At 58.8% G+C, this 24131-nt stretch carries 22 protein-coding genes; 7 read left to right on the forward strand and 15 right to left on the reverse strand.

From position 1 onward, the window contains the following. Nucleotides 1–5: 5 nt before the first annotated feature. Genes HNQ83_RS19565 through HNQ83_RS19585 form a run of 5 tightly spaced genes read left to right on the forward strand, consistent with a single transcriptional unit; the run spans nucleotide 6 to nucleotide 5061 of the window. Nucleotides 6–1481, forward strand: coding sequence for a cytochrome c oxidase subunit II (locus tag HNQ83_RS19565; protein WP_175390445.1), 1476 nt, complete (start codon nucleotides 6–8; stop codon nucleotides 1479–1481). Nucleotides 1482–1524: 43 nt separating this feature from the next. After that, nucleotides 1525–3300, forward strand: coding sequence for a cytochrome c oxidase subunit I (ctaD, locus tag HNQ83_RS19570; RefSeq protein ID WP_175390465.1), 1776 nt, complete (start codon nucleotides 1525–1527; stop codon nucleotides 3298–3300). Further along, on the forward strand, nucleotides 3297–3989 hold the full coding sequence (locus HNQ83_RS19575; RefSeq protein ID WP_175390446.1) for a cytochrome c oxidase subunit 3: 693 nt from the start codon (nucleotides 3297–3299) through the stop codon (nucleotides 3987–3989). Before ctaD ends, HNQ83_RS19575 begins: the two co-directional genes overlap by 4 nt. 6 nt (nucleotides 3990–3995) lie before the next feature. Next, on the forward strand, nucleotides 3996–4709 hold the full coding sequence (locus tag HNQ83_RS19580; protein WP_175390447.1) for a heme-copper oxidase subunit III family protein: 714 nt from the start codon (nucleotides 3996–3998) through the stop codon (nucleotides 4707–4709). Nucleotides 4710–4722: 13 nt separating this feature from the next. Beyond that, nucleotides 4723–5061 (forward strand): cytochrome C oxidase subunit IV family protein, encoded by a 339-nt coding sequence (locus HNQ83_RS19585; protein ID WP_175390448.1) that lies wholly within the window; start codon nucleotides 4723–4725, stop codon nucleotides 5059–5061. A 31-nt stretch (nucleotides 5062–5092) separates the two neighbouring features. Here HNQ83_RS19585 and HNQ83_RS19590 read toward each other — a convergent pair whose 3' ends face one another. The 6 genes from HNQ83_RS19590 to pilB all read right to left on the reverse strand — a co-directional run bounded on the left by HNQ83_RS19590 (nucleotide 5093) and on the right by pilB (nucleotide 10491). After that, a complete protein-coding gene (locus HNQ83_RS19590; protein WP_175390449.1) occupies nucleotides 5093–5647 on the reverse strand; it encodes a magnesium transporter in 555 nt (184 codons plus the stop codon). Nucleotides 5648–5879: 232 nt separating this feature from the next. Continuing rightward, entirely contained in the window at nucleotides 5880–6080 is a 201-nt protein-coding gene (gene yacG / locus HNQ83_RS19595; protein WP_060543361.1) for a DNA gyrase inhibitor YacG, read from the reverse strand. After that, on the reverse strand, nucleotides 6077–6700 hold the full coding sequence (gene coaE / locus HNQ83_RS19600) for a dephospho-CoA kinase (protein ID WP_175390450.1): 624 nt from the start codon (nucleotides 6698–6700) through the stop codon (nucleotides 6077–6079). Before coaE ends, yacG begins: the two co-directional genes overlap by 4 nt. Beyond that, a complete protein-coding gene (locus tag HNQ83_RS19605; RefSeq protein WP_175390451.1) occupies nucleotides 6697–7569 on the reverse strand; it encodes an A24 family peptidase in 873 nt (290 codons plus the stop codon). Before HNQ83_RS19605 ends, coaE begins: the two co-directional genes overlap by 4 nt. 1 nt (nucleotide 7570) lies before the next feature. Continuing rightward, entirely contained in the window at nucleotides 7571–8788 is a 1218-nt protein-coding gene (locus HNQ83_RS19610) for a type II secretion system F family protein (protein WP_175390452.1), read from the reverse strand. A gap of 2 nt (nucleotides 8789–8790) precedes the next feature. Further along, nucleotides 8791–10491 (reverse strand): type IV-A pilus assembly ATPase PilB, encoded by a 1701-nt coding sequence (gene pilB / locus HNQ83_RS19615; RefSeq protein WP_175390453.1) that lies wholly within the window; start codon nucleotides 10489–10491, stop codon nucleotides 8791–8793. Between the two features lie 226 nt (nucleotides 10492–10717). Between pilB and HNQ83_RS19620 the strand changes: the two genes are divergently transcribed. Next, nucleotides 10718–11137 carry a pilin gene (locus HNQ83_RS19620; RefSeq protein WP_175390454.1) on the forward strand — a complete coding sequence of 140 codons (420 nt, stop codon included), beginning with the start codon at nucleotides 10718–10720 and terminating at the stop codon, nucleotides 11135–11137. A gap of 309 nt (nucleotides 11138–11446) precedes the next feature. Beyond that, nucleotides 11447–11803 (forward strand): BON domain-containing protein, encoded by a 357-nt coding sequence (locus HNQ83_RS19625; RefSeq protein ID WP_175390455.1) that lies wholly within the window; start codon nucleotides 11447–11449, stop codon nucleotides 11801–11803. A gap of 268 nt (nucleotides 11804–12071) precedes the next feature. On the opposite strand, the gene HNQ83_RS19630 is transcribed toward HNQ83_RS19625, so the two are convergent. From HNQ83_RS19630 to panB, 9 genes are all read right to left on the reverse strand, one after another. Then, nucleotides 12072–12371 carry a DUF2845 domain-containing protein gene (locus HNQ83_RS19630; RefSeq protein ID WP_175390456.1) on the reverse strand — a complete coding sequence of 100 codons (300 nt, stop codon included), beginning with the start codon at nucleotides 12369–12371 and terminating at the stop codon, nucleotides 12072–12074. After that, complete coding sequence (locus HNQ83_RS19635) at nucleotides 12368–15322, reverse strand: DUF748 domain-containing protein (RefSeq protein WP_175390457.1); 2955 nt, start codon at nucleotides 15320–15322, stop codon at nucleotides 12368–12370. Before HNQ83_RS19635 ends, HNQ83_RS19630 begins: the two co-directional genes overlap by 4 nt. 93 nt (nucleotides 15323–15415) lie before the next feature. Further along, complete coding sequence (locus tag HNQ83_RS19640; RefSeq protein WP_175390458.1) at nucleotides 15416–16432, reverse strand: class I SAM-dependent rRNA methyltransferase; 1017 nt, start codon at nucleotides 16430–16432, stop codon at nucleotides 15416–15418. A 160-nt stretch (nucleotides 16433–16592) separates the two neighbouring features. Next, the gene (locus HNQ83_RS19645) at nucleotides 16593–17465 is read right to left on the reverse strand and encodes an oxygenase MpaB family protein (RefSeq protein ID WP_175390459.1); all 873 of its coding nucleotides are present in this window, start codon (nucleotides 17463–17465) and stop codon (nucleotides 16593–16595) included. Nucleotides 17466–17590: 125 nt separating this feature from the next. Continuing rightward, the gene (acs, locus tag HNQ83_RS19650) at nucleotides 17591–19528 is read right to left on the reverse strand and encodes an acetate--CoA ligase (RefSeq protein ID WP_175390460.1); all 1938 of its coding nucleotides are present in this window, start codon (nucleotides 19526–19528) and stop codon (nucleotides 17591–17593) included. A 192-nt stretch (nucleotides 19529–19720) separates the two neighbouring features. Beyond that, a complete protein-coding gene (gene pgi / locus HNQ83_RS19655) occupies nucleotides 19721–21385 on the reverse strand; it encodes a glucose-6-phosphate isomerase (RefSeq protein WP_175390461.1) in 1665 nt (554 codons plus the stop codon). A 224-nt stretch (nucleotides 21386–21609) separates the two neighbouring features. Next, entirely contained in the window at nucleotides 21610–21990 is a 381-nt protein-coding gene (panD, locus tag HNQ83_RS19660) for an aspartate 1-decarboxylase (RefSeq protein WP_003228271.1), read from the reverse strand. Between the two features lie 154 nt (nucleotides 21991–22144). Next, entirely contained in the window at nucleotides 22145–23005 is an 861-nt protein-coding gene (gene panC, locus HNQ83_RS19665; RefSeq protein ID WP_175390462.1) for a pantoate--beta-alanine ligase, read from the reverse strand. Then, nucleotides 23002–23802, reverse strand: a complete 801-nt coding sequence (gene panB / locus HNQ83_RS19670; protein ID WP_175390463.1) for a 3-methyl-2-oxobutanoate hydroxymethyltransferase — start codon at nucleotides 23800–23802, stop codon at nucleotides 23002–23004. The genes panC and panB overlap by 4 nt, the downstream gene beginning before the upstream one ends. Nucleotides 23803–24131: the final 329 nt, after the last annotated feature.

Genomic DNA, 24131 nt, shown 5'->3' on the forward strand with positions numbered 1-24131 from the left:
GAGAAATGGCAATAGCAATTATCTTGATTCTAATCGTTATTGCCTCAGTGCTCTTTCATGTACTTGCGCCTTGGCATGCAGCACCACCTGCTTCCAACTGGGGATCAATCGACACCACGCTGTTCATTACCCTGATCATTAGCGGCCTGTTTTTCATCGCTATCACAGTGTTCATGGCGGTTGCCGTCATGCGTTATCGCCACCGCGAGGGTGTCAGGGCGCACTACCAGCCAGAAAGTAAAAAACTGGAGTTCTGGTTGATTGTCGTGACTTCGATCGGTATCGCCGCGATGTTGGCGCCAGGGCTGGTTGTTTACAACGATTTCATTCGGGTGCCGAAAGAGGCTTATGAACTTGAAGTCGTCGCACAGCAGTGGCAGTGGGCCTTTCGTTTCCCCGGCCAGGACGGGAAGCTGGGCAAGTCGGATATCAAGTTTGTTAATGCTACTAATCCCCTCGGTGTTGATCCCAAGGATCCTGCCGGGCAGGACGATGTGCTGATAAAAAATAATGAAATCAGACTTCCGCTGAACAGGCCGGTAAAGGTTTTACTGCGTTCCAAAGATGTGTTGCACAACTTTTACATACCGCAAATCCGCAGCAAGATGGATATGGTGCCGGGGATGGTGTCGTACTTTTGGTTTACGCCGACTAAAACCGGCCAGTATGAAGTCCTTTGCGCCGAGTTTTGTGGTGTCGGTCATTACAACATGCGTGGGCAGATGATCGTGGAGGAGCAGGGCGCCTTCGATCAATGGCTGAGCAGTCAACCGACCTTTGCCCAGACGTTAGCGACCGCTGCCAGGCCCGGTCGGGACAACCTGGTGGAAAAAGGCCGCCAGTTGGCCGAGAAATACGGGTGCGGTGCCTGCCATAGCCAGGATGGCAGTAAAAGCCTTGGTCCGGGTTGGAAGGGACTGTACGGCCGTACCGAACAGCTCGCCGATGGTTCGAGTGTGCCGGTCGATGAGGCCTACCTGAAGGAGTCGATACTCACGCCGCAGGCCCGCCTGGTACAAGGCTACCCGCCAGTCATGGTGGCCTATACTCTGAATGACGAAGAACTGGGTGCACTCGTCGCCCTGATCAAATCACTGGGTACTGTGCAGCAAGACGAAGGTTCTGCCGGCGCAGGCTCGGGTCAGGGTGAGGATCTGGTGGCGCAGGGACAGCAGCTGGCCCAGTCGCTCGGCTGCCTGGTCTGCCACAGCGTCGATGGCAACAAGGGCGTCGGCCCCACCTGGCAAGGCCTGTATGGCTCGACGGTCACCCTTGCCGACGGTACGAGCGTAAAGGCCGATGAAGGCTATCTGAAGGATTCGGTGCTTGATCCCGGCGCCAAAATCGTCAAGGGCTACGCGGCCGTCATGCCGGTCTTGAAACCGAGCGACAAGGACTTGGACGCGCTGATCGCCTTTATCAAATCGAAAGCAGACACCGACGCTGACGCGAGCAAGGCGGAGCCAGGGAAGCAGCCGTAAAGCAGCCAGGAAAACACCGAAACTTCGACAGGAGGATGACGTGATGGCCTATGCGGAGCAAGCCGAAACAGAAGCACTGCACGAACCCAAAAGTTTCCTGACCAAATACATCTGGAGTCAGGACCACAAGGTCATCGCCATTCAGTATTCCTTGACGGCGCTGTTCGTGGGTCTTATCGCCGTGGTGTTGTCCGGCTTGATGCGCATGCAGATAGGCTTCCCTGGGAGTTTGGCGTTCATGGACGCCAGTACTTACTATCAGGCGATGACCATGCACGGCATGATCATGGTCATTTACTTGCTGACGGCCCTGTTCCTGGGGGGCTTCGGCAATTATCTGATCCCGTTGATGGTGGGCGCCCGTGACATGGTCTTCCCCTACGTCAACATGCTCAGTTACTGGTTCTACTTGCTGGCGGTCGTGGTGTTGCTCGCCAGTTTCTTCGTTCCAGGCGGCCCCACCGGTTCGGGCTGGACGCTCTATCCGCCACAGTCCATTACCCAGGGGACCCCGGGCGTCGAGTGGGGCATCGTGCTGATGCTCATCTCACTGGCGATCTTTATTGTCGCCGCCACCATGGGCGGGTTGAACTACGTCACCACGGTATTGCAGGCGCGGACGCATGGCATGACCTTGTTTCGCATGCCGCTGTCGGTATGGGGCATCTTCATGGCCTCGATCATGGCCTTGCTGGCTTTCCCGGCGTTGTTCGTCAGTGCGGTCATGATGCTGTTCGACAAACTGTTGGGCACCAGTTTCTTTATGCCGGCGATGATCTCGCTGGGGCAGCAGCTCGATCATCAGGGGGGCAGCCCGATACTGTTCCAGCATCTGTTCTGGTTCTTCGGCCACCCGGAGGTCTACATCGTTGCACTCCCTGCGTTTGGCCTGGTCTCCGACCTGATCAGCACGCACGCGCGTAAAAATATCTTCGGCTACCGAATGATGGTGTGGGCCATTATTGCGATTGGCGTGCTCAGTTTTGTGGTCTGGGCGCACCATATGTATGTCAGCGGGATGAACCCGTACTTTGGTTTTTTCTTCGCCGTCACGACGTTGATCATCGCGGTGCCGACCGCCCTGAAAGTCTACAACTGGGTACTGACTCTGTGGCAGGGCGACATCCACCTGACCGTGCCGATGCTGTTTGCCCTGGCCTTTATCGTCACTTTCCTGGTGGGTGGCCTGACCGGGTTGTTTCTCGGCAATGTGATTGTGGATATTCCTCTCTCGGACACCTATTTCGTCGTCGCCCATTTTCATATGGTCATGGGGGTCGCGCCGGTCCTGGTGGTGTTCGGTGGCATTTACCATTGGTTCCCGAAAGTCACCGGACGCATGTTTAACGACACCCTGGGCAAGCTGCATTTCTGGATCACCTTTCTGGGCACCTACGCCATCTTCTTCCCCATGCACTATCTCGGCTTCCAGGGCATGCCACGCCGCTACTACGCCTATGAAAACTACGCGTTCATTCCGCAGTCGGCGCAAGAGTTGAATGCGTTCATTACGGTGGTCGCATTAACCGTCGGCGTTTCCCAGCTGCTGTTCGTGTTCAACATGGCCTGGAGTGTGTTCAAGGGCAAACCCGCAGGCAGTAACCCCTGGGGCGCGGCCAGTCTGGAATGGCAAACACCGAATACCCCGCCCATACATGGCAATTGGGGAGAGAAGCTGCCGGTCGTGCATCGCTGGGCCTATGATTACAGTGTGCCGGGGATAGAGCAGGATTTCGTGCCGCAAACGGTCTCCGCCGAGGAGTTGGAGCAACTGCGCCAACTCGGTACCGGTACCAGTAAAGCGGGCGTTAAACCATGAACAGTCTGTTCTTGAGAAACGCCGACGGCTCTGGCCCCGGTGGCAGTTGGAGTCGCGGTCCTGAGGGCGCTCCGGCCGCCGATGGTGCTAAAAGAAGTCAGATTGCAAAAACAGGTCTGCGCTTGTTACTGGCTGCCGTCAGTTCGTTGTTCTTTCTCTTCCTGATTGCCTTTATCGCCCGCTCGCAAATGGCCGACTGGCTGCCCCTGACCGAGCCCTTGGCGCCGTTGGCCCATCCCTGGCAACTCTGGCTGAATTCGGCTTTTCTGGTGCTCAGTTGCATCGCTCTGCAGTGGTCGCGCATCTCCGCCCGGCGGGCTCGGCTGGGCGCAACGGTCATGGGCTTTGCGTTGGGGGGCGTATTGGCAATGGTTTTTCTGGCGGGGCAACTCTGGGTCTGGCAGCAGTTTGTCGCCTGGGGCTACTTTGTCGCCAGCAACCCGGCCAACAGTTTCTTCTATCTGTTAACCGGCCTGCATGGGCTCCACCTGCTGGGCGGACTGATCGCCTGGGGTCGAACCGTCGTCAAATTCCTGCGCGGGGTGCCATTGCCGCAACTCAGCGCCAGCGTGGAACTCTGTGCCATCTATTGGCATTACTTGCTGGGACTCTGGTTCGTGCTGTTCGCGCTATTGGCCAGCACGCCAGAAACCTATGAAGCCCTCGCCAGGCTCTGCGGCCTGAGGTGAAGAACCATGGCATCGCATCCACAAGCCCCGGCCGACGCCGGCTTATCTCATCCATCAAGCTCACCGCCTGCACCGGGATGGCAGGGCATCGCCAGCGACTGGTCCTCGGATAAAGACGCTTTCAAACAGGTCCCCTGGGGCAAGGCGATGATGTGGATATTCCTGCTCAGCGATACGTTTATATTCACCTGTTTTTTAACCGGCTACATGTCGGTCCGCATGACCATCACCGATGCCTGGCCCAATCCCAGTGAAGTGTTTGCATTGACGATCGGCGGTCAATCAATCCCGCTCATTCTGATCGCCATCATGACTTTTGTGCTGATCAGTAGCAGCGGCACGATGGCCATGGCCGTCAATTTCGCCTATCGCCGCGATCGCGTGAAAACCACAGCGCTGATGCTGGCGACCGCAGCCTTGGGTGTGACCTTCGTCGGCATGCAGGCCTTTGAATGGAGCAAGTTGATCGCAGAAGGGGTGCGTCCCTGGGGTAATCCCATGGGAGCGGCGCAATTCGGTGCCAGCTTTTTCATGATTACCGGTTTCCACGGACTGCATGTGTCAATCGGCGCCCTCTATCTCACCATCGTGGCGAGGAAAGTATTGCGGGGAGATTATGAGCGTTCCGGAAACTATCAGAATGTCGAGATAGCCGGGCTTTACTGGCACTTCGTGGATTTGGTGTGGGTGTTTATTTTTGCTTTCTTCTATTTATGGTAGAGGAGCGCGGGTGATGGCGCATGCTCAAGGTCAGCAGCATCCAATCAGTTTGTACCTGAAAATCTGGGGACTGTTATTCGTCCTCAGCACGCTGTCGTATCTTGTCGACTACTTCCACTTCCACGGTTATCTCAGGTGGGCCCTGATTATCACGTTCATGTTGCTGAAGGCAGGTTTGATTGTCTCCATCTTCATGCATATGGCCTGGGAGCGGTTGGCGCTGGTCTACGCCATATTGGTTCCGCCGTTGTGTTTATTGGTGCTCGTCGGACTGATGGCCACCGAGGCGGATTATGTGTTCCTCAGCCGGGTCGTTTTCTTCGGCCAACAAGTAACTTCTGGAGGGCCGTGAGCCTCCAGAAGTTACTTCACACGAAAGGGCGTTATATCGTTCGCTTGAACTGATGCCATCTGTGCAGCCAGGCAACTGTCCAGTGGGGGGATGCGGTTCCCGTGCCTGCGACCGTCAGCTTGGGATGACGCTCGATGACCCGTTCCAGTACCGATTCCTGATTCGGCTCAACATCTACGAAAAAGACATGTTTGCCCGTTTCCACCAACTGCTTGAAGTTGCGGAAGTGGGCGTTCGGTACTTGAAAACCAAAAAATCCGCCTTCCCAGATGCTGAAGCCCAGTACAACGACGGCAAGGAAGATAAAAGGCATCCAGCCAGCGGCGGATTCGTGCCAGCCCAGCCAATAGGCGCCGCCAAGGATCAACGCCGCAAGTGGCACACCGATCACTGCGCCAATTTCACCGGAGTGAACGGCATCTTGTTTCATCAACGAGTTAACTTCGTGGAGGTGATGTTCTTCAACATCAGCAACTTTTTCACTGAGTACGTGAATTTGTTCGGAATTGATCCCGTTGGCTTCCAGTTCATTTTCAATGGATTCAAGATCGTCGAGATTGTCACTGACGTAATAGTGTCGATTCATGCCACACCTCCCATCTCGTGTTTTGGCTGTAGACCTCCTTTGTCCGGCAGCTGTTTACTGAGATTTACCGTCGGTATTGGTGCTCGCGGGGAGCGTTGTGCTCTTCTTTCAGCTCGAAGGAAGTATAGCACCCGCTAGCACGCAGGGAGTTCGGTGTCAAGGAGTGGCAAGCAAGATTGGGGCCAGGCACGTTTCATCGATCTCAGGCAAAGGGTCATGCCTGAGATCGGGATCAATGGCGCGGGTCGAAATCGCCGCTGAACAACTCGTCCTCGGCATCGGGGGCCACTGGAATCTTGTGTTCTTCCGATGCCCACGCACCCAGGTCGATCAGTTTGCAGCGGTCGGAGCAGAAGGGCCGGAATTTGCTCTCGGGGCTCCATTCCACAGGGGCGCCGCAGGTTGGGCATTCGACGGTTGGGATCTGGCTCATGACTGGCCTCCACGCAAAGTTAGGTAAAAGTGATGCAGGCGTTCGACCTCGCTGTGCAGCCAGGCGAGGTCGCGGTCGTTGACCACCACTTCGTTGGCATGGCTAACGCGATCCTGGCGGCTGGACTGGGCCTTGAGGATCGCCTGGACCTGCTGTTCGCTGGTCTGGTCACGTCGCAGGGTGCGTTCGATCTGAAGTTGTTCGGGAGCATCGATCACCAGCACCCGTTGGGTCATGGCGTACTGGCCGGACTCGATCAGCAGCGGCGAAACCAGAATCGCGTAAGGTGATTTTGCCAGCGCCAGATGATGAGCGATTTCCTCGGCGATCAGCGGATGCAGCAAGGCTTCCAGCCAGCGACGTTCATCCGGTACTTCAAAGATCAGTTTGCGCAGGGCGGCGCGATCCAGCTGCCCGTCGGCCTGCAGGACGCCGGGGCCGAAGTGTTCGGCGATTTTCGCCAGTGCCGGTCGGCCGGGCTCCACCACCCAGCGTGCGGCATGATCGGCATCGACCACGTGTACGCCGAGGTCGATGAAGTGTTGGGCCGCCGCGCTTTTGCCGCTGCCGATGCCGCCAGTCAGGCCGAGAATCCAGGGTTTTTCCACAGGGGTATTCATTTCAAACCGACAAACTGCCAATAGAAGTCGGTTATTTGACCACCCCAGAGCAAGGCAATCCAGCCGGCAATCGCCAGATAGGGGCCGAAGGGGATCGGCGTCGAGGTTTTTGCCTTGCGCAGGCGCAGGTAAATCACGCCGATAACAGCGCCGACCAGGGAGGACAGCAGGATGGTCAGCGGCAGAACCTGCCAGCCGCCCCAGGCGCCAAACATCGCCAGCAGCTTGAAATCGCCATGACCCATGCCGTCCTTGCCGGTGATCAGCTTGAACAGCCAGAACACCGACCACAGCGCCAGGTAGCCGGCAACGGCGCCCCACAACGCATCATGCAGCGATGCGAACAGGCCAAGGCTGTTGACGATCAGTCCCAACCACATCAACGGCAGCACCAGTACATCGGGCAACAGTTGATGCTCGGCGTCGATCAGGCTCATGGCCAACAGGCCCCAGGTCAGGAGCAGCGTCATGCACGCTTGCCAGCCGAAACCGAAGTGCCAGGCCACGAACGCCGACAGCAGAGCGCAGGCCAGCTCGGTCAGCGGATAGCGTTTGCTGATCGGTGCCGCGCAGGCTGAGCAGCGTCCACGCAGGAACACATAGCTGAGCAGCGGGATATTTTCCCAGGCACGGATCCGGTGGCCGCAGCACGGGCATTGGGAGGGGGGCAGCAGCAGATTGTAGGTCGGCAGCGGCGTTTCGCCGGGCAGGCCGAGGATCTCGTGGGCTTGCATGCGCCATTCGCGCTCGAGCATTTTTGGCAGGCGCCAGGTCACCACGTTGAGAAAGCTGCCAACCAGCAGCCCCACCAGAGTGGCGATGACAACGAAGGCCAGCGGGTAGTGGGTCAGGATTTCGTTCAAGGGCATGTCAGATCGCTGCGCCGAGTTGGAAGATGGGCAGGTACATCGCAACCACCAGGCCGCCGACGATAACACCCAACACCACCATGATGAACGGCTCCATCAGGCTGGTGAGGTTATCGACCATATTGTCCACCTCGTCTTCATAGAAACCGGCAACCTTGTCGAGCATGTCGTCCAGTGCGCCAGACTCTTCGCCAATGGCGGTCATCTGCACCGCCATGTTCGGAAAAATGCCGGAAGCGCGCATGGAAAAATTCAACTGCATGCCCGTCGAAACGTCCTGCTTGATGCGCAGGACGGCACGTTTGAACACGATGTTTCCGGTGGCGCCGGCCACCGACTCCAGGGCTTCCACCAGGGGCACGCCAGCGGCGAAGGTGGTCGACAGGGTGCGGGCGAAACGGGCGACGGCGGATTTGTACATCAGCGTGCCTACCAGTGGCAGCTTCAGCAGCCAGGCGTCCGTTCGATCGCGAAAGCCTTGCGACGTCGTGAACGCGTGGCGAATGGCAACGGTCGCCACGATCAGCCCGCCAAGCATCATCCACCACCCGTCCTGCATGAACCGCGACAGGCCAATGACCATCAGGGTAAAGGCCGGCAGTTCGGCACCGAATCCTTCGAAAACCGACTGGAACTGCGGCACCACTTTGATCAGCAGAATGGCGGTCACAATCATGGCGACGACTACGACGACCAGTGGGTAGGTCATGGCCTTCCTGATCTTGGCCTTGAGGCTTTCGCTCTTTTCCTTGTAGGTCGCCACCCGCTCCAGCAGGGTATCCAGGGCACCGGCCTGTTCGCCGGCATCCACCAGATTGCAATACAGCTCATCGAAGTACCTGGGTTTTTTACGCAAGGCATTGGCGAAGCTGTTGCCTGCCGCGACTTCTTGCTTGACCTCGTCGACCAACGTGCGCATCGCCGGGTTGTCGAAGCCTTCGCTGATGATGTCGAAGGACTGCAATAACGGCACGCCGGCTTTCATCATGGTTGCCATCTGGCGCGTGAACAGGGCTATGTCCTGGGCCTTGATGCGTTTGCCCGCGTTGAACAGCGAGGTAGTTTTCTTGCGGACCCTGCCGGGGTTGATGCCTTGTTTGCGCAGTTGCGCCTTGATCAGCGCCGGGTTCTGCCCGCTCAACTCGCCGGTGACTTTCGTGCCTTTGCGGTCGGTGCCTTCCCAGGCGTATACGCTGATTTTCGCTGCTTTGACCGCCATGTTCAGTCCTTGGTAACCCGGTTGATTTCTTCAAGGCTGGTGATGCCTTGCATGGCTTTGAGCAGGCCCGAGGTGCGCAGGTCGTTGAAGCCGTCCCGACGCATCTGGTCATCGATTTGCAGTGAGTTGCCTTCGGCCATGATCAACCGTTGCAGGTCCGGTGTGTTCTTCACCACTTCATAAATCCCCACGCGTCCTTTGTAACCGCCGTTGCAGTGTTCACAGCCGACCGGTTCATAGATCGTGAATGTGCCGATGCGTTCCTCGGGGAAGCCTTCCTTGAGCAGCGTCTCCCGTGGAATGTCGAGGGGGATTCGGCAATGGCTGCACAGTTTGCGGGCCAGGCGCTGGGCAATGATCAGGCTGACGGACGTGGCGATGTTGAAACCCTGGATACCCATGTTGTGCAACCGGGTCAGGGTTTGCGCGGCGCTGTTGGTGTGCAGGGTCGACAAGACCAGGTGTCCGGTCTGGGCGGCCTTGATGGCGATTTCGGCGGTTTCGAGGTCACGGATCTCGCCGACCATGATCACGTCCGGGTCCTGGCGCAGGAACGACCGCAGGGCCTGGGCGAAATCCATGCCCTGTTTCGGATTGACGTTGACCTGGTTGATGCCTTCCATGTTGATTTCCACCGGGTCTTCGGCAGTGGAGATGTTGATGTCCACGGTGTTGAGTATGTTCAGTCCGGTATAGAGCGACACCGTCTTGCCCGAGCCGGTGGGGCCGGTCACCAGAATCATCCCCTGCGGTTGCTTGAGCGCGGCCATGTACAGGTCTTTCTGGTCGGGCTCGTAGCCGAGGGCATCGATGCCCATTTGCGCGCTGGACGGGTCAAGAATCCGGATCACCACTTTCTCGCCCCACAGGGTCGGCAGGGTGTTGACCCGGAAATCGATGGATTTGCTCTTGGACAGGCGCATCTTGATCCGCCCGTCCTGGGGTTTTCGGCGCTCGGAGATGTCGAGGCTGGCCATGACCTTCAATCGCGCCGCGATGCGGTTGGCCAACTGGATGGGCGGCTTGGCGACTTCCCGCAGCATGCCGTCAGTGCGCATGCGTACACGGTAGACTTTCTCGTAGGGCTCGAAATGCAGGTCGGAGGAGCCGCTCCTGATCGCGTCGAGCAGCATCTTGTGAACGAAGCGCACCACCGGTGCGTCATCGGCATCCTGGCCGACGATGGCGTCCTGACGCGTATCATCGCTCGCTTCGATGTCCAGGCCGTCGAGGTTGACGTCAGCCATGTCCTCCAGGCCGGTGCCATGAGTGTCGAAGAATTTCTCGATGGCATCGCTGAGCTTGTCGTCCTCGACCAGAATCGCTTCGGTGGTAAGCCCGGTGCTGAATTGAATGTCGTTGATGGCCTGGTGATTGGTCGGGTCGGAGATGCCCACGAACAGCTTGTTGCCGCGACGCCAGAGCGGCAGGGCTTGGTGCTGGCGGACCAGTTTTTCGCTCACCAGTCCCTTGGGCTGGGCGTCCCTGTCCAGGGTGTTGAGATCCATCAGGGCGATGCCGAAATGCTCGGAGGCAATCTCGGCGACCTGACGGCTTTTCACCAGTTTGTTCTGTACCAGGTAACTGACCAGGGAGAGATGGTTGCGTTGGGCTTGCAGTGACGCCTGTTGCGCGGTTTTGTCGGTGAGCAGTTCGGCCAGGACCAATTGCTTGGCCAGGCCGCTGAGGGCAATGTCATTCATTGGACTACCGGACGAAGACAGTTGGATGACTTATAGCCTAGTCAAGCGATGGAACCAAACCAGCGGCGCAGAGGTGACAAAAAACGTCAGATAGTGCGGATCCTGGGGGTAGGAAAGGGCGTTGCGGCGGTCATGTCACCCGCCAACAGGGCATGCGGCGCCTGGCATGGGCTGTGCTGAGACAGATTCAGATCATGAGATTTCGACTCATGCACGGAGGCTGTCTATGAACACTCAAAAAGGTTTTACCCTGATCGAGCTGCTGATCGTGGTGGCGATCATCGGGATTCTCGCGACGTTCGCGATACCGGCTTATTCCAAGTATCAGGCACGGGCGAAGGTGACGGCGGGGCTGGCAGAGATTTCGGCATTGAAGGTGCCGTTCGAGGATCTTATCAACCAGGGAACTGATCCGGACCTGACGAAGGTTGGCGGTACGGCCACCACTTCCAACTGCACCACGACAGCATCAGGCAAAGCAGCTGATGGGACGGGCACTATCGGCTGCACAATCCTTAATGCGCCAGGCCCGGTGCTGAATAAAACCATTACCCTGACGCGTTCGTTGACTGGCTGGACATGCGCCACCACTGTCGATCAGGACTTGTCGCCCAAAGGCTGCACAGGCGTTGCGCCGAAAGCCTGATCCATCCTGTGGAAGCCCGATACCCCGCCTCTGGCGGGGTATTTTTTTGTCCATCATTCGGAAAGCAGAGCGATTGAGAAAACTTCCCACAATTCATGGCCTTAGGCCTTCTCTAAAAACGGTAACTTGCATGTAGAGAATGTCGAAGTCATGCAAATTGCATGATTCCGAAAAAACGCCAAAATCATAAACTGTTGATTTTTAAAGTTTTATTTCCTGTTTCAAACTTGGCACAGCGTTCGCAATATCTCTGGTAACCCTGCTGAAAAGACACCCAGCAGAATTTCCAGAAAAACAGGAGTTACTCGTATGAAGAAGTTCGCTATCGCTGCCGCTACTGCTACCGCGCTGACCCTGACCCTGACGAATGCTGCATTTGCTCAGTCCACCCAGGCGACTCAGGCACCCATGATGCTGGCCGCCGGTGAAGTCACCGAAGCGAAAGAGGATGTTTCCGATACCTGGATCACCACCAAAGTCAAAGCAGACCTGGTTACCGAAAAAGGCATTCCTGGTACCGACATCAAAGTCGAAACCAATAAAGGTGTTGTGTCCCTGTCTTCCACTACCGCCGTCACCGATAGTCAGAAAGCCACCGCGGTGGGCATCGCCAAGCACATCAAAGGCGTCAAAGCGGTCTCCGCCGACGGCCTGAAAGCCGAGTAAGGCAAGTCTTCTCGCCTGGACTGGGAGAAGGCGCGGCAGGCGGGCCGAGTTATACGTCTGCCGCATCCTGGGAGTTCATGCGAACGGCCATAAGGATGTGGTCATTACAGGCCCCGGCATTTGTGTCGGGGCTTGTTCTATTTTGGGCGACGCTAAATGTAAATGTGGGAGCGAGCCTGCTCGCGAAGACGGACTGGCATTCAACATTGAGTTGGCTGACAGTACGCGTTCGCGAGCAGGCTCGCTCCCACAGTGCTTTGTGCTGTTTTCAATTACCGCGCTTGCTGTTGATCTGTACCAAGCGATTGCCTTCGAACCGCAAGTACTGATACATCCCGCCCTTCGGTCCGTAAGTCCACTCCTCGACCTGAAACTCTTCCCGTTTGTTGGCGCTGCGCTTGTAGCCCAGCAGATCGCGGCTGACCGGTTCGCCGCATTTTTGCAGCACTTCGCTCGAGCGGTCGCCGACGCTGATCAACTGGCTGCCGCAGCGCAGGGTGTCCGCCGCGCCTGCCTGCCCGGCGGCTATCGCCAGTGCCAGGCCCGACAGTAGTCGCGTGCCCCTCATTCGGCGTCCAGATGCATTGGCGTTACGACCTTGCCATCTTTCTCCGCTTCGCCCAGCTGAGCGTCGATGAAGTACACGCGATCATCGGCAAGCTGGCCCTTGTCGACCAGATAATCCTTGATGCTGCTGGCGCGGTCCTGACCCAATTGCCGCAACAGCACTTCGCTGGAACTCCAGAACTGGATGACGCCTTCGCGCATCTTGGCCGTGCGTTCTTCCTTGCCCAGGTCCTTCCACTCCGCCGGCGGCTGAGCCTTCAAACGAGTGCGGTAAATGCCTTCCAGCAGCGGGCCTTTTTCGTTATCGGGGACCTCCAGCAAGGAGGCCTGGGCCGGCACCTTGTCGCCACGGCGCTGGAGCATTTTGTAGTAGTTGTACTGATACTCCCGCTCCAGCCGTTGCTCGGCAATCAGCGGGCCATCACTGCTCTTGGCGGCGGTGCCTTCGATTTCCAGGCGCAGGGCCGGGCGTTCCTTCAGGGCCTTGGACAGTTTGACCAGCGCTGCCTCGGCGTCCTTGCTCAGCTCGGCGGAGCCCGGTGCGAACGCCACGGTGCCCAGATCTTCCGAGCCTCCACCGGCCACCAACCCGCCAATGAGTTTGAACGGCGCGGCGGCGGCCTTGACGATCAGGTTGCGCAGGGTCTGCCAGACAATCGGCATGACGCTGAATTGAGGGTTGTTCAAGTCGCCGGACACCGGCAGTTCGATGGAAATCTTGCCATCGACGTCCTTGAGCAAGGCAACAGCCAGTTTCAGCGGCAGGCTCACGGCGTCCGGGCTGTCGACTTTTTCACCCAGTTGCAGCTGTTCGACCACCACCTTGTTTTCGGCCTGGAGCTGGCCCTTGGTGATCTTGTAGTGCAGGTCCAGATTCAGCCGGCCCTTGCGGATGCGGTAACCAGCGAACTTGCCGGAGTAAGGCGTCAGCGTCGTCAGTTCCACGCGTTTGAAGCTGGTGGCGATGTCGAGGCTGGCCATCGGGTCGAACGGGTTGACCGCGCCCTTGATGGTCACTGGCGCATAGCGGTCGACCTTGCCCTTGACGTCGACGCTGGCCGGTTTTGCCTGACGGCTGTCGATGGTACCGATCTGGCCGTTGAGCTGTTGAATCGCGGTGGCGAAGTTTGGCGTCAGGCTGAAGTCGGCGAAGTTGGCCGAACCGTCGTTGATCACGATCCCGCCGATGTGGATGCCCAGTGGCTTGTCCTTGCTGGCGGCGGGTTTGGCGGCGGCGGGCTTGGCGCCGGAGTCGGCCGGCTGGGGAATCAACAGATCATCGATGTTGGTGGTGCGGTCATCGTTGATCATGAAACGCGCATAGGGTTGCAGCAGGTTGACCTTGTCGATCGACAGGCTGTCGCCATGCTGATAATTGAGGCCTTCGACCACCACCTGCTGCCATTTGACGAAGTCGCGGGTTTTCAGGGTGTCGAGGGTATGCAGTTGATCGACCTGGGCGCGGCCGGTCACGCTGAAGGCCAGTGGCTCAGTGCTTTTCAGGTTGACCGCCAGGTCGCTGCCGAGCATGCCGCTGCGCAGTTCCAGGCGAATGAATGGGCTGATGTAGGACTGGGCGACGCGCAGGTCGATGTCCTTGGTCTGTACGTTGAGTTTGGCGCTGACCGGGGCCAGATTGACCTCGCCTTCGGCCAGGATCTTGCCTTGCTTGCCCACGCCGGTGTCGAGCTTGAGCGTGAAGGGAGAGCCATTGAGACTATCGAACTTCTGCAAGTCCAGATTCAGCGGTGCCAGTTCCAATTCCACGGCGGGTTGCGCCTTGCGGTCCGCCAGGTGGACCCGGTAATTGCGCAGTTGCACATCGTTGAGCAGCACTTGCCAGGGTTTGGCCGGCGGTGCCGGTTCGGGTTTCGGCGAATCGGCTGCGGCCGGCGTGGCAGGCGGTTCGGCCTTGGCTTTGGCCGCCGGTTTGGATGGTTGGCTGGCGAACAGTTTCTGCCAGTCGAGTTGGCCATCGGCTTCGAGGGCCGCCCAGGTTTCCAGCTTGTTGCTGCGGATCTTGCCGACGACGACCTGCTGTTTGGCCAGGTCGATGGTGGTTTCAGAGACCTCCAGTCGTTCCAGTCTGACTAATGGCCGATTATCCGGAGACTTGATGGCGAAGGGGGCGACAGTGGCCGAGACATTGCTCAGCAGCAGTTCGGTTTCCTTGGACAGGTTGAGCTTATAGTCGGTACTCAGGCTGATCACACCGTCTTCAAGCACCAGTGGCACCGCATCGCGCACGTAGGGCCAAAAGGCTTTCATCTTGCCGTCGGTGAGCTTCAGCTTGCCTTCGGAGGCAAGTGGAATGAGGCTGAAGTTGCCGGTCCAGTCGATCTGCCCACCATGCGGGCCGATGGCCGACAGTGTCATGTCGGCACTGTCTTCGGGCAGGGTGCTGAGATTCTTCAGTTCGAAGTCGAGTTTGTCGTAAAGGAATTCGATGGGTTCGCTGGGGCGGGCGTCCTGGAAGTGAATAGCACCGCCTGCCAACTTGATCCGGTCGATGCGCAGCGGGAAGGGCTTGGCATCGGGATCGGCCGGCGTCGGCTCGCTCTGGGGCAGTTTGAACAATCCGAGCAGGTTGAGTTTGCCGTCCTTGCCGAACAGGATCTCGGTCTTGGATTTTTCCAGTTCGATATCCGACAGGTGCAGCGCCTTGGTCCAGAGACTGTCGAGTTGCAGGTTGGCGTACAGGCGTTCGAAGCCGACTTGCTCCTTGCCGGGCTCACCGATGTTCAGGCCCCAAAGGGTGACTTCAAGGCTGAACGGGTTGAGTTCGATCCGCTGGATCGTGGCAGGCGTCGTGGCGTAGTTGGCCAGTTGCTGGTTGGCAACGCGCAAGGCGATGCCCGGCAAAATCAGAAAACCCAGCAGGCTGTAGAGAGCCAGAGCAGTCAACAAGGCGCCGACGGCGCGCATCAATCCTTTGTACATGTGTGGGTTCATCTGTCTGAATCGGAGTGCCTTGGAGTATGGCACGCGTTTCCGGTTCCGAAACAATCCCTCGGTTCAGTACTTTTCGGATTTGTCTGACACAGATCAAAGCTGCAGGATCAGCGTTTTCAGCGGTGGTTGCTGGTCCATCGAAGGGAAATCGCCACCCGGTTTCATCACTGTCCACTCGCGCACTGGCCGTCCGGCTTTCTCTGCGCAACGCAAAACCTGTTCGCGCCAATCGTCCATGCTGACTTTTGCCAGGTTATTGCAGCAGATCAGCACGCCGTTGTCGGCAGTCGTCAGCAGCGCGGGTTTGAGCAGGCTCTGATAGTCGCGCAGCAGGTCGACGGTGCCGAACGCGCTCTTGGCCCAGGCCGGAGGATCGAGCAGCACCAGATCATACTGGCGCTGTTCCAGGCGCTGATAGCTTGGCAGCTTTTGCCCGCGACGCTGACTGATGGGCAGGCCTGCCAGTTGACGAATGGCCGGGAAGTAGTCGGACTGGATGAACTCCATGGTTGGCAACTGCGGGTTGAGCAGGCCATTTTCACGACCGACCGCCAGGTTGCCTTCGGCGAAGTCCAGGTTGCACACCTCGCGTGCGCCACCGGCCGCGGCACTGAGGCCGACGCCACAGGTGTAGGCAAACAGGTTCAGCACGCTTTTGTTTTTGCTGTGCTCCTTGACCCAGCCGCGGGTGTTGCGCAGGTCGAGGAACAGCAAGGGGTCCTGTCCGGCGTGGCGCCCGCGCACGCGGTAATTGAGTCCCCATTCATGACCGATCAGATCCTGCAGCGCTGCTTCGTCGGCGCGGTATACGGTGTCTTCCCGATCGATGCGCGAGTTGCCGCGAGAGCGATCGTTGTAGACCAGCAGGCTTTCAAAGCCCAGGTGCTGGTTGACGATTTCGTGCAGTTGCAGCAGCGCATCGCGTTCCAGTGACTGGTGAAAAGTCTGCACCATCAGTTGTGGACCATAGCGGTCGATCGTCAGGCCCCCGGCGCCTTCCTGGCTGCCATGGAACAGGCGATAGCAATCGGTGCCTTGCCGATGCAGTTCGGCAAGCAGGTCCTGGCGATGGTCGAGGGCGGCGCGCAGCGCCTGATTCAAGGAAGACATGCTGGGCGCCTTGCAGGTGGGAATTTGGCGCGGGAGTTTAACAGCTTGGCGCCAAACCGAGGTGCTCCCTTCGCGAGCAGGCTCGCTCCCACACTGATTTTATGAACGACTCCAATCCACTGTGGGAGCGAGCCTGCTCGCGAAGCTTTCAAGTGTTGTTTCACGTGAGCAAACCCATCCGCCGCCTGGCGCGCTGCACCGAACCATTGCGCACCGCCCAGCGCAGCATTGGCGCACTGCGATTGACGCTGGCGCGGATCAGCTTGCGTTGCAGCGGGGTCTGGCTCACGCCAAGCAGGTCGCTGGCCCAATCCGGTAACAGGTCGATACCGGCCTGCATCATCAGGCCGCCGAAAGGCTTGGCCAGACGGCTCGGGGAGGGCGCATTCAACAACAGTCGCAATACTTCGCGACTGCGTTCGTCGCACACCAGTTGCGGCCTGATTCGCTCAAGGTAGTCGGAAACTTCCTGTCGAGAGCGGGGCACATTTCTGGCGCCCAAGCGTTCGGCGACCAAGGCGATTTCAGCGTAGTAGCGATCCTGATCGGCCAGCGACAAGTGCGGGTTGCGATAACGCAAATGCGCGGCGAGAAAGTTGCTGACTTCGGCCACGTGCACCCAGGTCAGCAGGTCCGGATCGCTCGCAGCATAGGGCCGGCCATCGGGCGCAGTACCGGTGACTTGCAGGTGAATGGTGCGGACTTTCTCGATCAGCCAGTCGGCGTCCTGGCGCGAACCGAAGGTGGTGCCGGAGATGAACTGCCCGGTGCGGCGTAGCCGGCCGAGCATGTCCTCGCGGAAATTCGAATGGTCCCACACGCCCGCCAGGGCCAAGGGGTGCAAGGCTTGCAGCATCAGGGCACTGATCCCGCCGATCAACATGCTGCTGAAGTCGCCGTGCACTTGCCAACTGATCGAATCGGGCCCGAACAGACCTGGATCGCCCTTGGGGTTTTCCAGATCAAGCTTTCCCAGGGACAGACCGGTCAGGCTCATGATCTGGGTTTCGATACGGGTGCGTATAAATTCCATGACAACCCTGTAGGAGCGAGCTTGCTCGCGATGAACGTTGACGATAACGCGTGATTCCTGAGTGTGCGCGGCGCGCTTGAGTTCATCGCGAGCAAGCTCGCTCCTACAGAAGGGCGGCGTACACGTTACGGGTTCAGGCGTTTGTCGATCAGGCCCTGTACCACGCTCGGGTCGGCCAAGGTCGAGGTGTCACCCAGGCTGTCCAGTTCGTTGCAGGCGATCTTGCGCAGAATGCGCCGCATGATCTTGCCTGAGCGGGTTTTCGGCAAGGCCGGGGCCCATTGGATAAGGTCCGGTTTGGCGAAGCTGCCGATTTCCTTGCTGACCATGGCCAACAACTCTTTCTTCAATTCGTCACCGGTATCGACACCGTTCATGGGGGTGACGAAGGCGTAGATGCCCTGGCCCTTGACGTCGTGGGGGTAACCCACCACGGCGGCTTCGGCGATGCTGTCGTGCAGCACCAGGGCACTTTCCACTTCGGCGGTACCGATGCGGTGTCCGGACACGTTGATCACGTCGTCGATGCGTCCGGTGATCCAGTAGTCGCCATCTTCGTCGCGGCGGGCGCCATCACCGGTGAAATAGTAGCCGGGGTATGGCTTGAAGTAGGTATCGACCATCCGTTGCGGGTCGCGGTAGACGGTGCGGATCTGCGCCGGCCAACTGGACTTGATGGCCAGCACGCCACTGCCGGCCCCTTTGATTTCCTTGCCGTGTTCGTCGAGCAGCACCGGTTGCACGCCGAACATCGGTTGCGTGGCGCAGCCGGGTTTGATGCGTTGGGCACTGACCAGGGGGCTGAGCATGATGCCGCCGGTTTCGGTCTGCCACCAGGTATCGACGATCGGGCAACGCTCTTCGCCGACCGAGTGGAAGTACCATTCCCACGCTTCCGGGTTGATCGGTTCACCGACGGTACCGAGCAATCTGACGCTGGCGCGGGAGGTTTCCTTCAACGGTTCGGGGCCTTCACGCATCAGGGCACGCAGGGCGGTCGGTGCGGTGTAGAAAATGTTCACCTTGTGCTTGTCGATGACTTGCCAGAAGCGCGAGGTGCTCGGGTAGCTCGGCACGCCCTCGAAGATCAATGTCGTGGCGCCATTGGCCAGCGGCCCGTAGACAATGTAGCTGTGGCCGGTGACCCAGCCGACATCGGCGGTGCACCAGAAGACTTCGCCGTCGCGGTAGTCCAGCACGTATTTGAAGGTCATTGCGGCTTGCAGCAGGTAGCCGCCCGTGGTGTGCAGCACGCCCTTGGGTTTGCCGGTGCTGCCGGAGGTGTAGAGGATGAACAACGGGTCTTCGGCGCCCATCGGTTCCGGCGGGCAGTCGTCGCCGACATCGCGCAACGCCTGGTGATACCAGATGTCCCGGCCTTCGACCCAGTTCACCTGATTCTGCGTGCGCTCGACCACGACCACGGTGCTGACATCCGGACAGCTTTGCAGGGCTTTGTCGACGTTCTGTTTGAGCGGGATGAATTTGCCGCCGCGCACGCCTTCATCAGCGGTAATCACGGTGCGGCAGTCGGCATCGAGAATGCGGTCGCGCAGGGAGTCCGGGGAAAATCCGCCGAACACCACCGAATGCACGGCACCAATGCGCGTACAGGCAAGCATGGCGTAGGCCGCTTCGGGGATCATCGGCATGTAGATGCAGACCCGGTCGCCTTTCTTCACGCCACGGCTTTTGAGCACGTTGGCCAGGCGGCAGACGTTGTGATGCAATTTTTTGTAGGTGATTTGCGTGGATTCGGCGGGATCGTCGCCTTCCCAGATAATCGCGATCTGATCACCGCGTTTTTCCAGGTGACGGTCGATGCAGTTGTAGCTGACATTCAGCTCCGCCCCGGCAAACCAGCTGGCTTCGCCGGTTTTCAGGTCATAGCGCTGGACGGTGTCCCACGGTTTGCTCCAATCGAGAAAACGGGAGGCCTGTTCTGCCCAGAACGTACTGGGATGTTCAACGGATTCGCGGTACAGGCGGTGATAGTCGTCTTGACTCAGTTGTGCAGCCCGGCGGACGGCATCGGCTTTGGGGAACGTGCTGATATCGAACATGACGGTTCCTTATTCTTGTTTTGCGACAAAGATAAAGATGCGCGGAGTAACCAAAGGGTTCAAGTCGTACCTGAAACAACAGTGGGAGCGAGCCTGCTCGCGAAAGCGATCTTACATTCACGACCATCATTGAATGTTAGACCGTATTCGCGAGCAGGCTCGCTCCCACAGGGTGTAGCAGGGTGCGTCAGATCAACCGCGGTGACGCCCACGGAAGTAGTTGATCAGCCCTTGGGTCGAAGCATCCTCGGCCGGGGTTTCCTCGCTGCCAACCAGGCGGTTGTAGACGCCTTTACCCAGCTCCTTGCCCAGCTCCACGCCCCACTGATCGAAGGCGTTGATGCCCCAGATCACGCTTTGCACGAAGACCTTGTGCTCGTACATCGCCACCAAGGCGCCGAGGCGACGCGGGCTGATGCGCTCGACCACCAGGGTATTGCTCGGACGGTTGCCCGGGATCACCTTGTGTGCCGCGAGTTTTTTCACCTCGGCTTCACTCACGCCTTTTTCGCGCAGTTCGGCCTCGGCTTCGGCAAGGGTCTTGCCGAGCATCAGCGCCTGGCTCTGCGACAGGCAGTTGGCGTACAGCCACTGGTGGTGGTCGGACACCGGGTTGAAGCTGACGATTGGCACGATGAAATCGGCCGGGATCAGTTGGGTGCCTTGGTGCAGCAACTGGTGGTACGCATGCTGGCCGTTGCAACCGACGCCGCCCCAGATCACAGGACCGGTGTCGGTGGACACTGGCGTGCCGTCTTGACGAACGCTCTTGCCGTTGGACTCCATGTCCAGCTGTTGCAAGTGCTTGGTGATGTTACGCAGGTAGTGGTCGTACGGCAGGATCGCGTGGCTCTGCGCGCCCCAGAAGTTGCCGTACCAGACGCCGAGCAAGGCCAGCAGCACCGGCATGTTCTGTTCGAATGGCGCGCTTTGGAAGTGCTGGTCCATGGTGTAGGCACCGGACAGCAGTTCCTTGAAGTTCGACATGCCGATGGCCAGGGCGATTGGCAGGCCGATGGCCGACCACAGCGAGTAACGACCGCCGACCCAGTCCCACATCGGGAAAATGTTCTCTTCACGGATACCGAAGGCCACGGCGGCGGCATTGTTGCTCGATACCGCGATGAAGTGACGATAGAGCTCGGCTTCCGAACCACCCTGGGCCAGGTACCAGGCACGGGCGGCCTGGGCGTTTTTCAGGGTTTCCAGGGTGTTGAAAGATTTCGACGAGACGATGAACAGCGTGGTCTCGGCGCGCAGCTTCATGGTCAGTTCGTGGAACTCGCTGCCATCGATGTTTGCCAGGTAATGGCAACGCACGCCTTTCTGGGCGTAGGACAGCAACGCTTCGGACACCAGCTCAGGGCCGAGGAACGAACCACCGATGCCGATGTTCACCACGTCGGTGATCGGCTTCTCGGTGTAACCGCGCCACAGACCGTCGTGAATGCGGCCAACGAGGTCGGTGATCTGGTTCAGTACTTTGTGCACTTCAGGCATCACGTTGACGCCGTTGACCGAAAGCTTGTCGCCCACCGGGCGGCGCAGGGCGGTGTGCAGGGCCGGGCGACCTTCGGAGGCGTTGACGATTTCGCCATCGAACAGCGACTTGATCGCGCCCTTGAGGTCGACTTCGTTGGCCAGACCCACCAGCAGATTGCGGGTCTCGGCGTTGATCAGGTTTTTTGAATAGTCGAGAAACAGACCGCAGCTGCTGAGGGTGAATTGAGTAAAGCGCTGCGGATCGGCATTGAAGGCCTCGCGCATGCTGAAATCCTGCATGGCTTGGCGGTGGTCATTCAACGCTTGCCAGGCGGGCAGAGCGGTCACGTCGTGAGGAGTGCGGTAATACGCCATCGCTGCGGGTTTCCTTTTTACTTGAACGGCCTTTTGAACACGAAAAATCCCGGAGCGCTGTGGTTAAGCGTCCGGTCAACTGCGTCGACACGATTTCATGGCGCAGGGCGAATACAGTAAACCCCGCGCCGTGATCTGTCTTGACTTTGTCTGACCTGTTTCCGGTACTTTTTTAACATCGAAGTTAGGAACAGTCCGACAAACGGAAGCGAGACAGGACTCGATCAGGCAACTTGGACCGGAATGGCATTGCTGGTGTGGCTCAGTTCATTGCCCGGCGCCATGTAGAGCATGCGCGGCTTGAAGTTGAGCAGTTCGGCTTCGCTGTAGTGGGCATAAGCGCAGATGATCACGCGATCGCCGACCTTGGCCTTGTGCGCAGCGGCGCCGTTGACGGAAATCATGCGCGAGCCTTCTTCGCCACGGATGGCGTAGGTGGTGAAGCGTTCACCATTGTCGACGTTGTAGATCTGGATCTGTTCGTATTCACGAATGCCGGACAGGTCCAGCCACTCGCCGTCGATGGCGCAGGATCCTTCGTAATCGAGTACAGCATGGGTGACTTCGGCGCGATGCAGCTTGGCTTTGAGCATGATGGCGTGCATGAGTGTTTTCCCAGGTCGGAATCGGGTTGTGGACACTAAAACAGGTCAAGTGTGGGAGCGAGCCTGCTCGCGAAAGCGGCGGATCAGTCAACCTGATCGTTGAATGGCATACCGCATTCGCGAGCAGGCTCGCTCCCACATTGTTTTGTCGGGCTCAGATGGGCGTATCGAGATTCAGGTGCAGGTTGTCGATCAACCGCGTCGTCCCGAGGAACGCCGCCACCAGAATCACCAGATCCCGATCTTCCGCCGTCGCCGGACGCAAGGTCAGGGCATGACGGATTTCCAGGTAGTCCGGACGCAACCCGGCGGCTTCGAGCTGTTTGATCTGCGCGCTGATGAGTGCCGGGAAGTCACGCTCGCCCTGTTTGATTGCATCGGCAATCTGGCTCAGGGTGCGATAGACAACCGGCGCAACGGCGCGCTGCTCTTCGCTGAGGAACCCATTGCGCGATGACAATGCCAGGCCATCGGCCGCGCGAACGGTTGGCTCGCCAATGATCTGGATCGGCATGTTCAGGTCATGAACCAGGGCACGGATCACGGCCAGTTGCTGGAAGTCTTTCTGACCGAAAATCGCCAGGTCCGGCTGGACCATGTTGAACAACTTGCTGACCACCGTCGCCACACCTTCGAAATGCCCTGGACGGCTTGCACCGCACAGTCCTTCGGAGAGTTGCGGGACGCTGACGCGGGTCTGGCCGGTCATGCCGTCGGGATACATCTCTTCAACGGTTGGCGCGAACAGCAGGTCGCAACCGGCTTCGAGCAGTTTTTCCTGGTCGGCCGCGAGGGTGCGCGGATACTTGTCGAGGTCTTCGCCGGCGCCGAATTGCAGCGGGTTGACGAAAATACTCGCGACCACGAAATCCACGCGCTGGGTGGCCTTGGTAATCAACGCGATATGACCGCTGTGCAGGTTGCCCATGGTCGGCACGAAGCCGATGCGTTTGCCTTCACCACGGGCACGGGCCACGGCGGCCCGCAGTTCGCGTACGGTTTTTACGGTGTTCATGCAGAGAATCCATGTTCGATGCCAGGGAAGGTCGCCGCTTTGACTTCAGTGACATAGGCGTTCAAGGCAGCGTGAATGCTCTCTTGGCCCGCCATGAAGTTCTTCACGAATTTCGGCACCCGACCCGTAATGGACAGGCCCAGCATGTCGTGCAGGACCAGCACCTGGCCGTCGGTGCGATGGCCGGCGCCGATCCCGATCACCGGAATCTTCACCGCCTGGGTGATCTCTTCGGCCAGCTCGCTTGGTACGCACTCGAGCAGCAGCATCGCTGCGCCGGCCTGTTCCAGTGAGATCGCATCGGCACGCATTTGCCGTGCCTGGTTTTCATTGCGACCCTGGACCTTGTAGCCGCCGAGGATGTTCACCGATTGCGGCGTCAGGCCCATGTGCGCGCACACCGGGATACCGCGCTCGGCGAGCAGTCGGATCGAGTCCGCCAGCCACAATGCGCCTTCGATCTTGACCATATGGGCGCCAGCCTGCATCAACAGGGCGCTGTTGGTCATGGCTTGTTCGGTGGTGGCGTAGGCCATGAAGGGCAGGTCGGCGAGGATCAACGCATCGGTGTTACCGCGTTTTACGGCGGCCACGTGGTAAGCCATTTCGGCGGTGGTGACCGGCAGGGTGCTGTCGTGACCTTGCAAAACCATGCCGAGGGAGTCGCCCACCAGCAGCACTTCGACGCCAGCCTGATTGCAGGCGTGGGCGAAGGTCGCGTCATAGCAGGTCAGCATGGTGATTTTTTCACCTTTCTGCTTGAGGCTCTGGAGCGTGGTCAGGGTGATGGCTGGCATGTCAAAAAATCCTCGTTCAGGCGCTATGGAAACTACTGCGAGTAACGCGCGTGATTCGTCATCTACTCAGGCGCACGGTCTTTTGTCGTGCTTATAAGGCCTGGATTGCGCCCTTGCGTGCCGTGATGGCGGCAGCGGGACGCCTATAGTCGTGAGGAGAACTCGGGAAGTCAATTGCATGTGTTACCGCATTGTTACGTCGGTGGTGTTACCGAAGGGGACTGATGCGTTTCAGCAAATTCTGTAGGAGATGGTGTAAACCAATGTGGGAGCGAGCCTGCTCGCGAAAGCGGTGTGTCAGTCAGCAATGATGTTGAATGACACACCGC

It is taken from the genome of Pseudomonas sp. C2B4 (assembly GCF_013359695.1).
Classification (GTDB): Bacteria; Pseudomonadota; Gammaproteobacteria; order Pseudomonadales; family Pseudomonadaceae; genus Aquipseudomonas.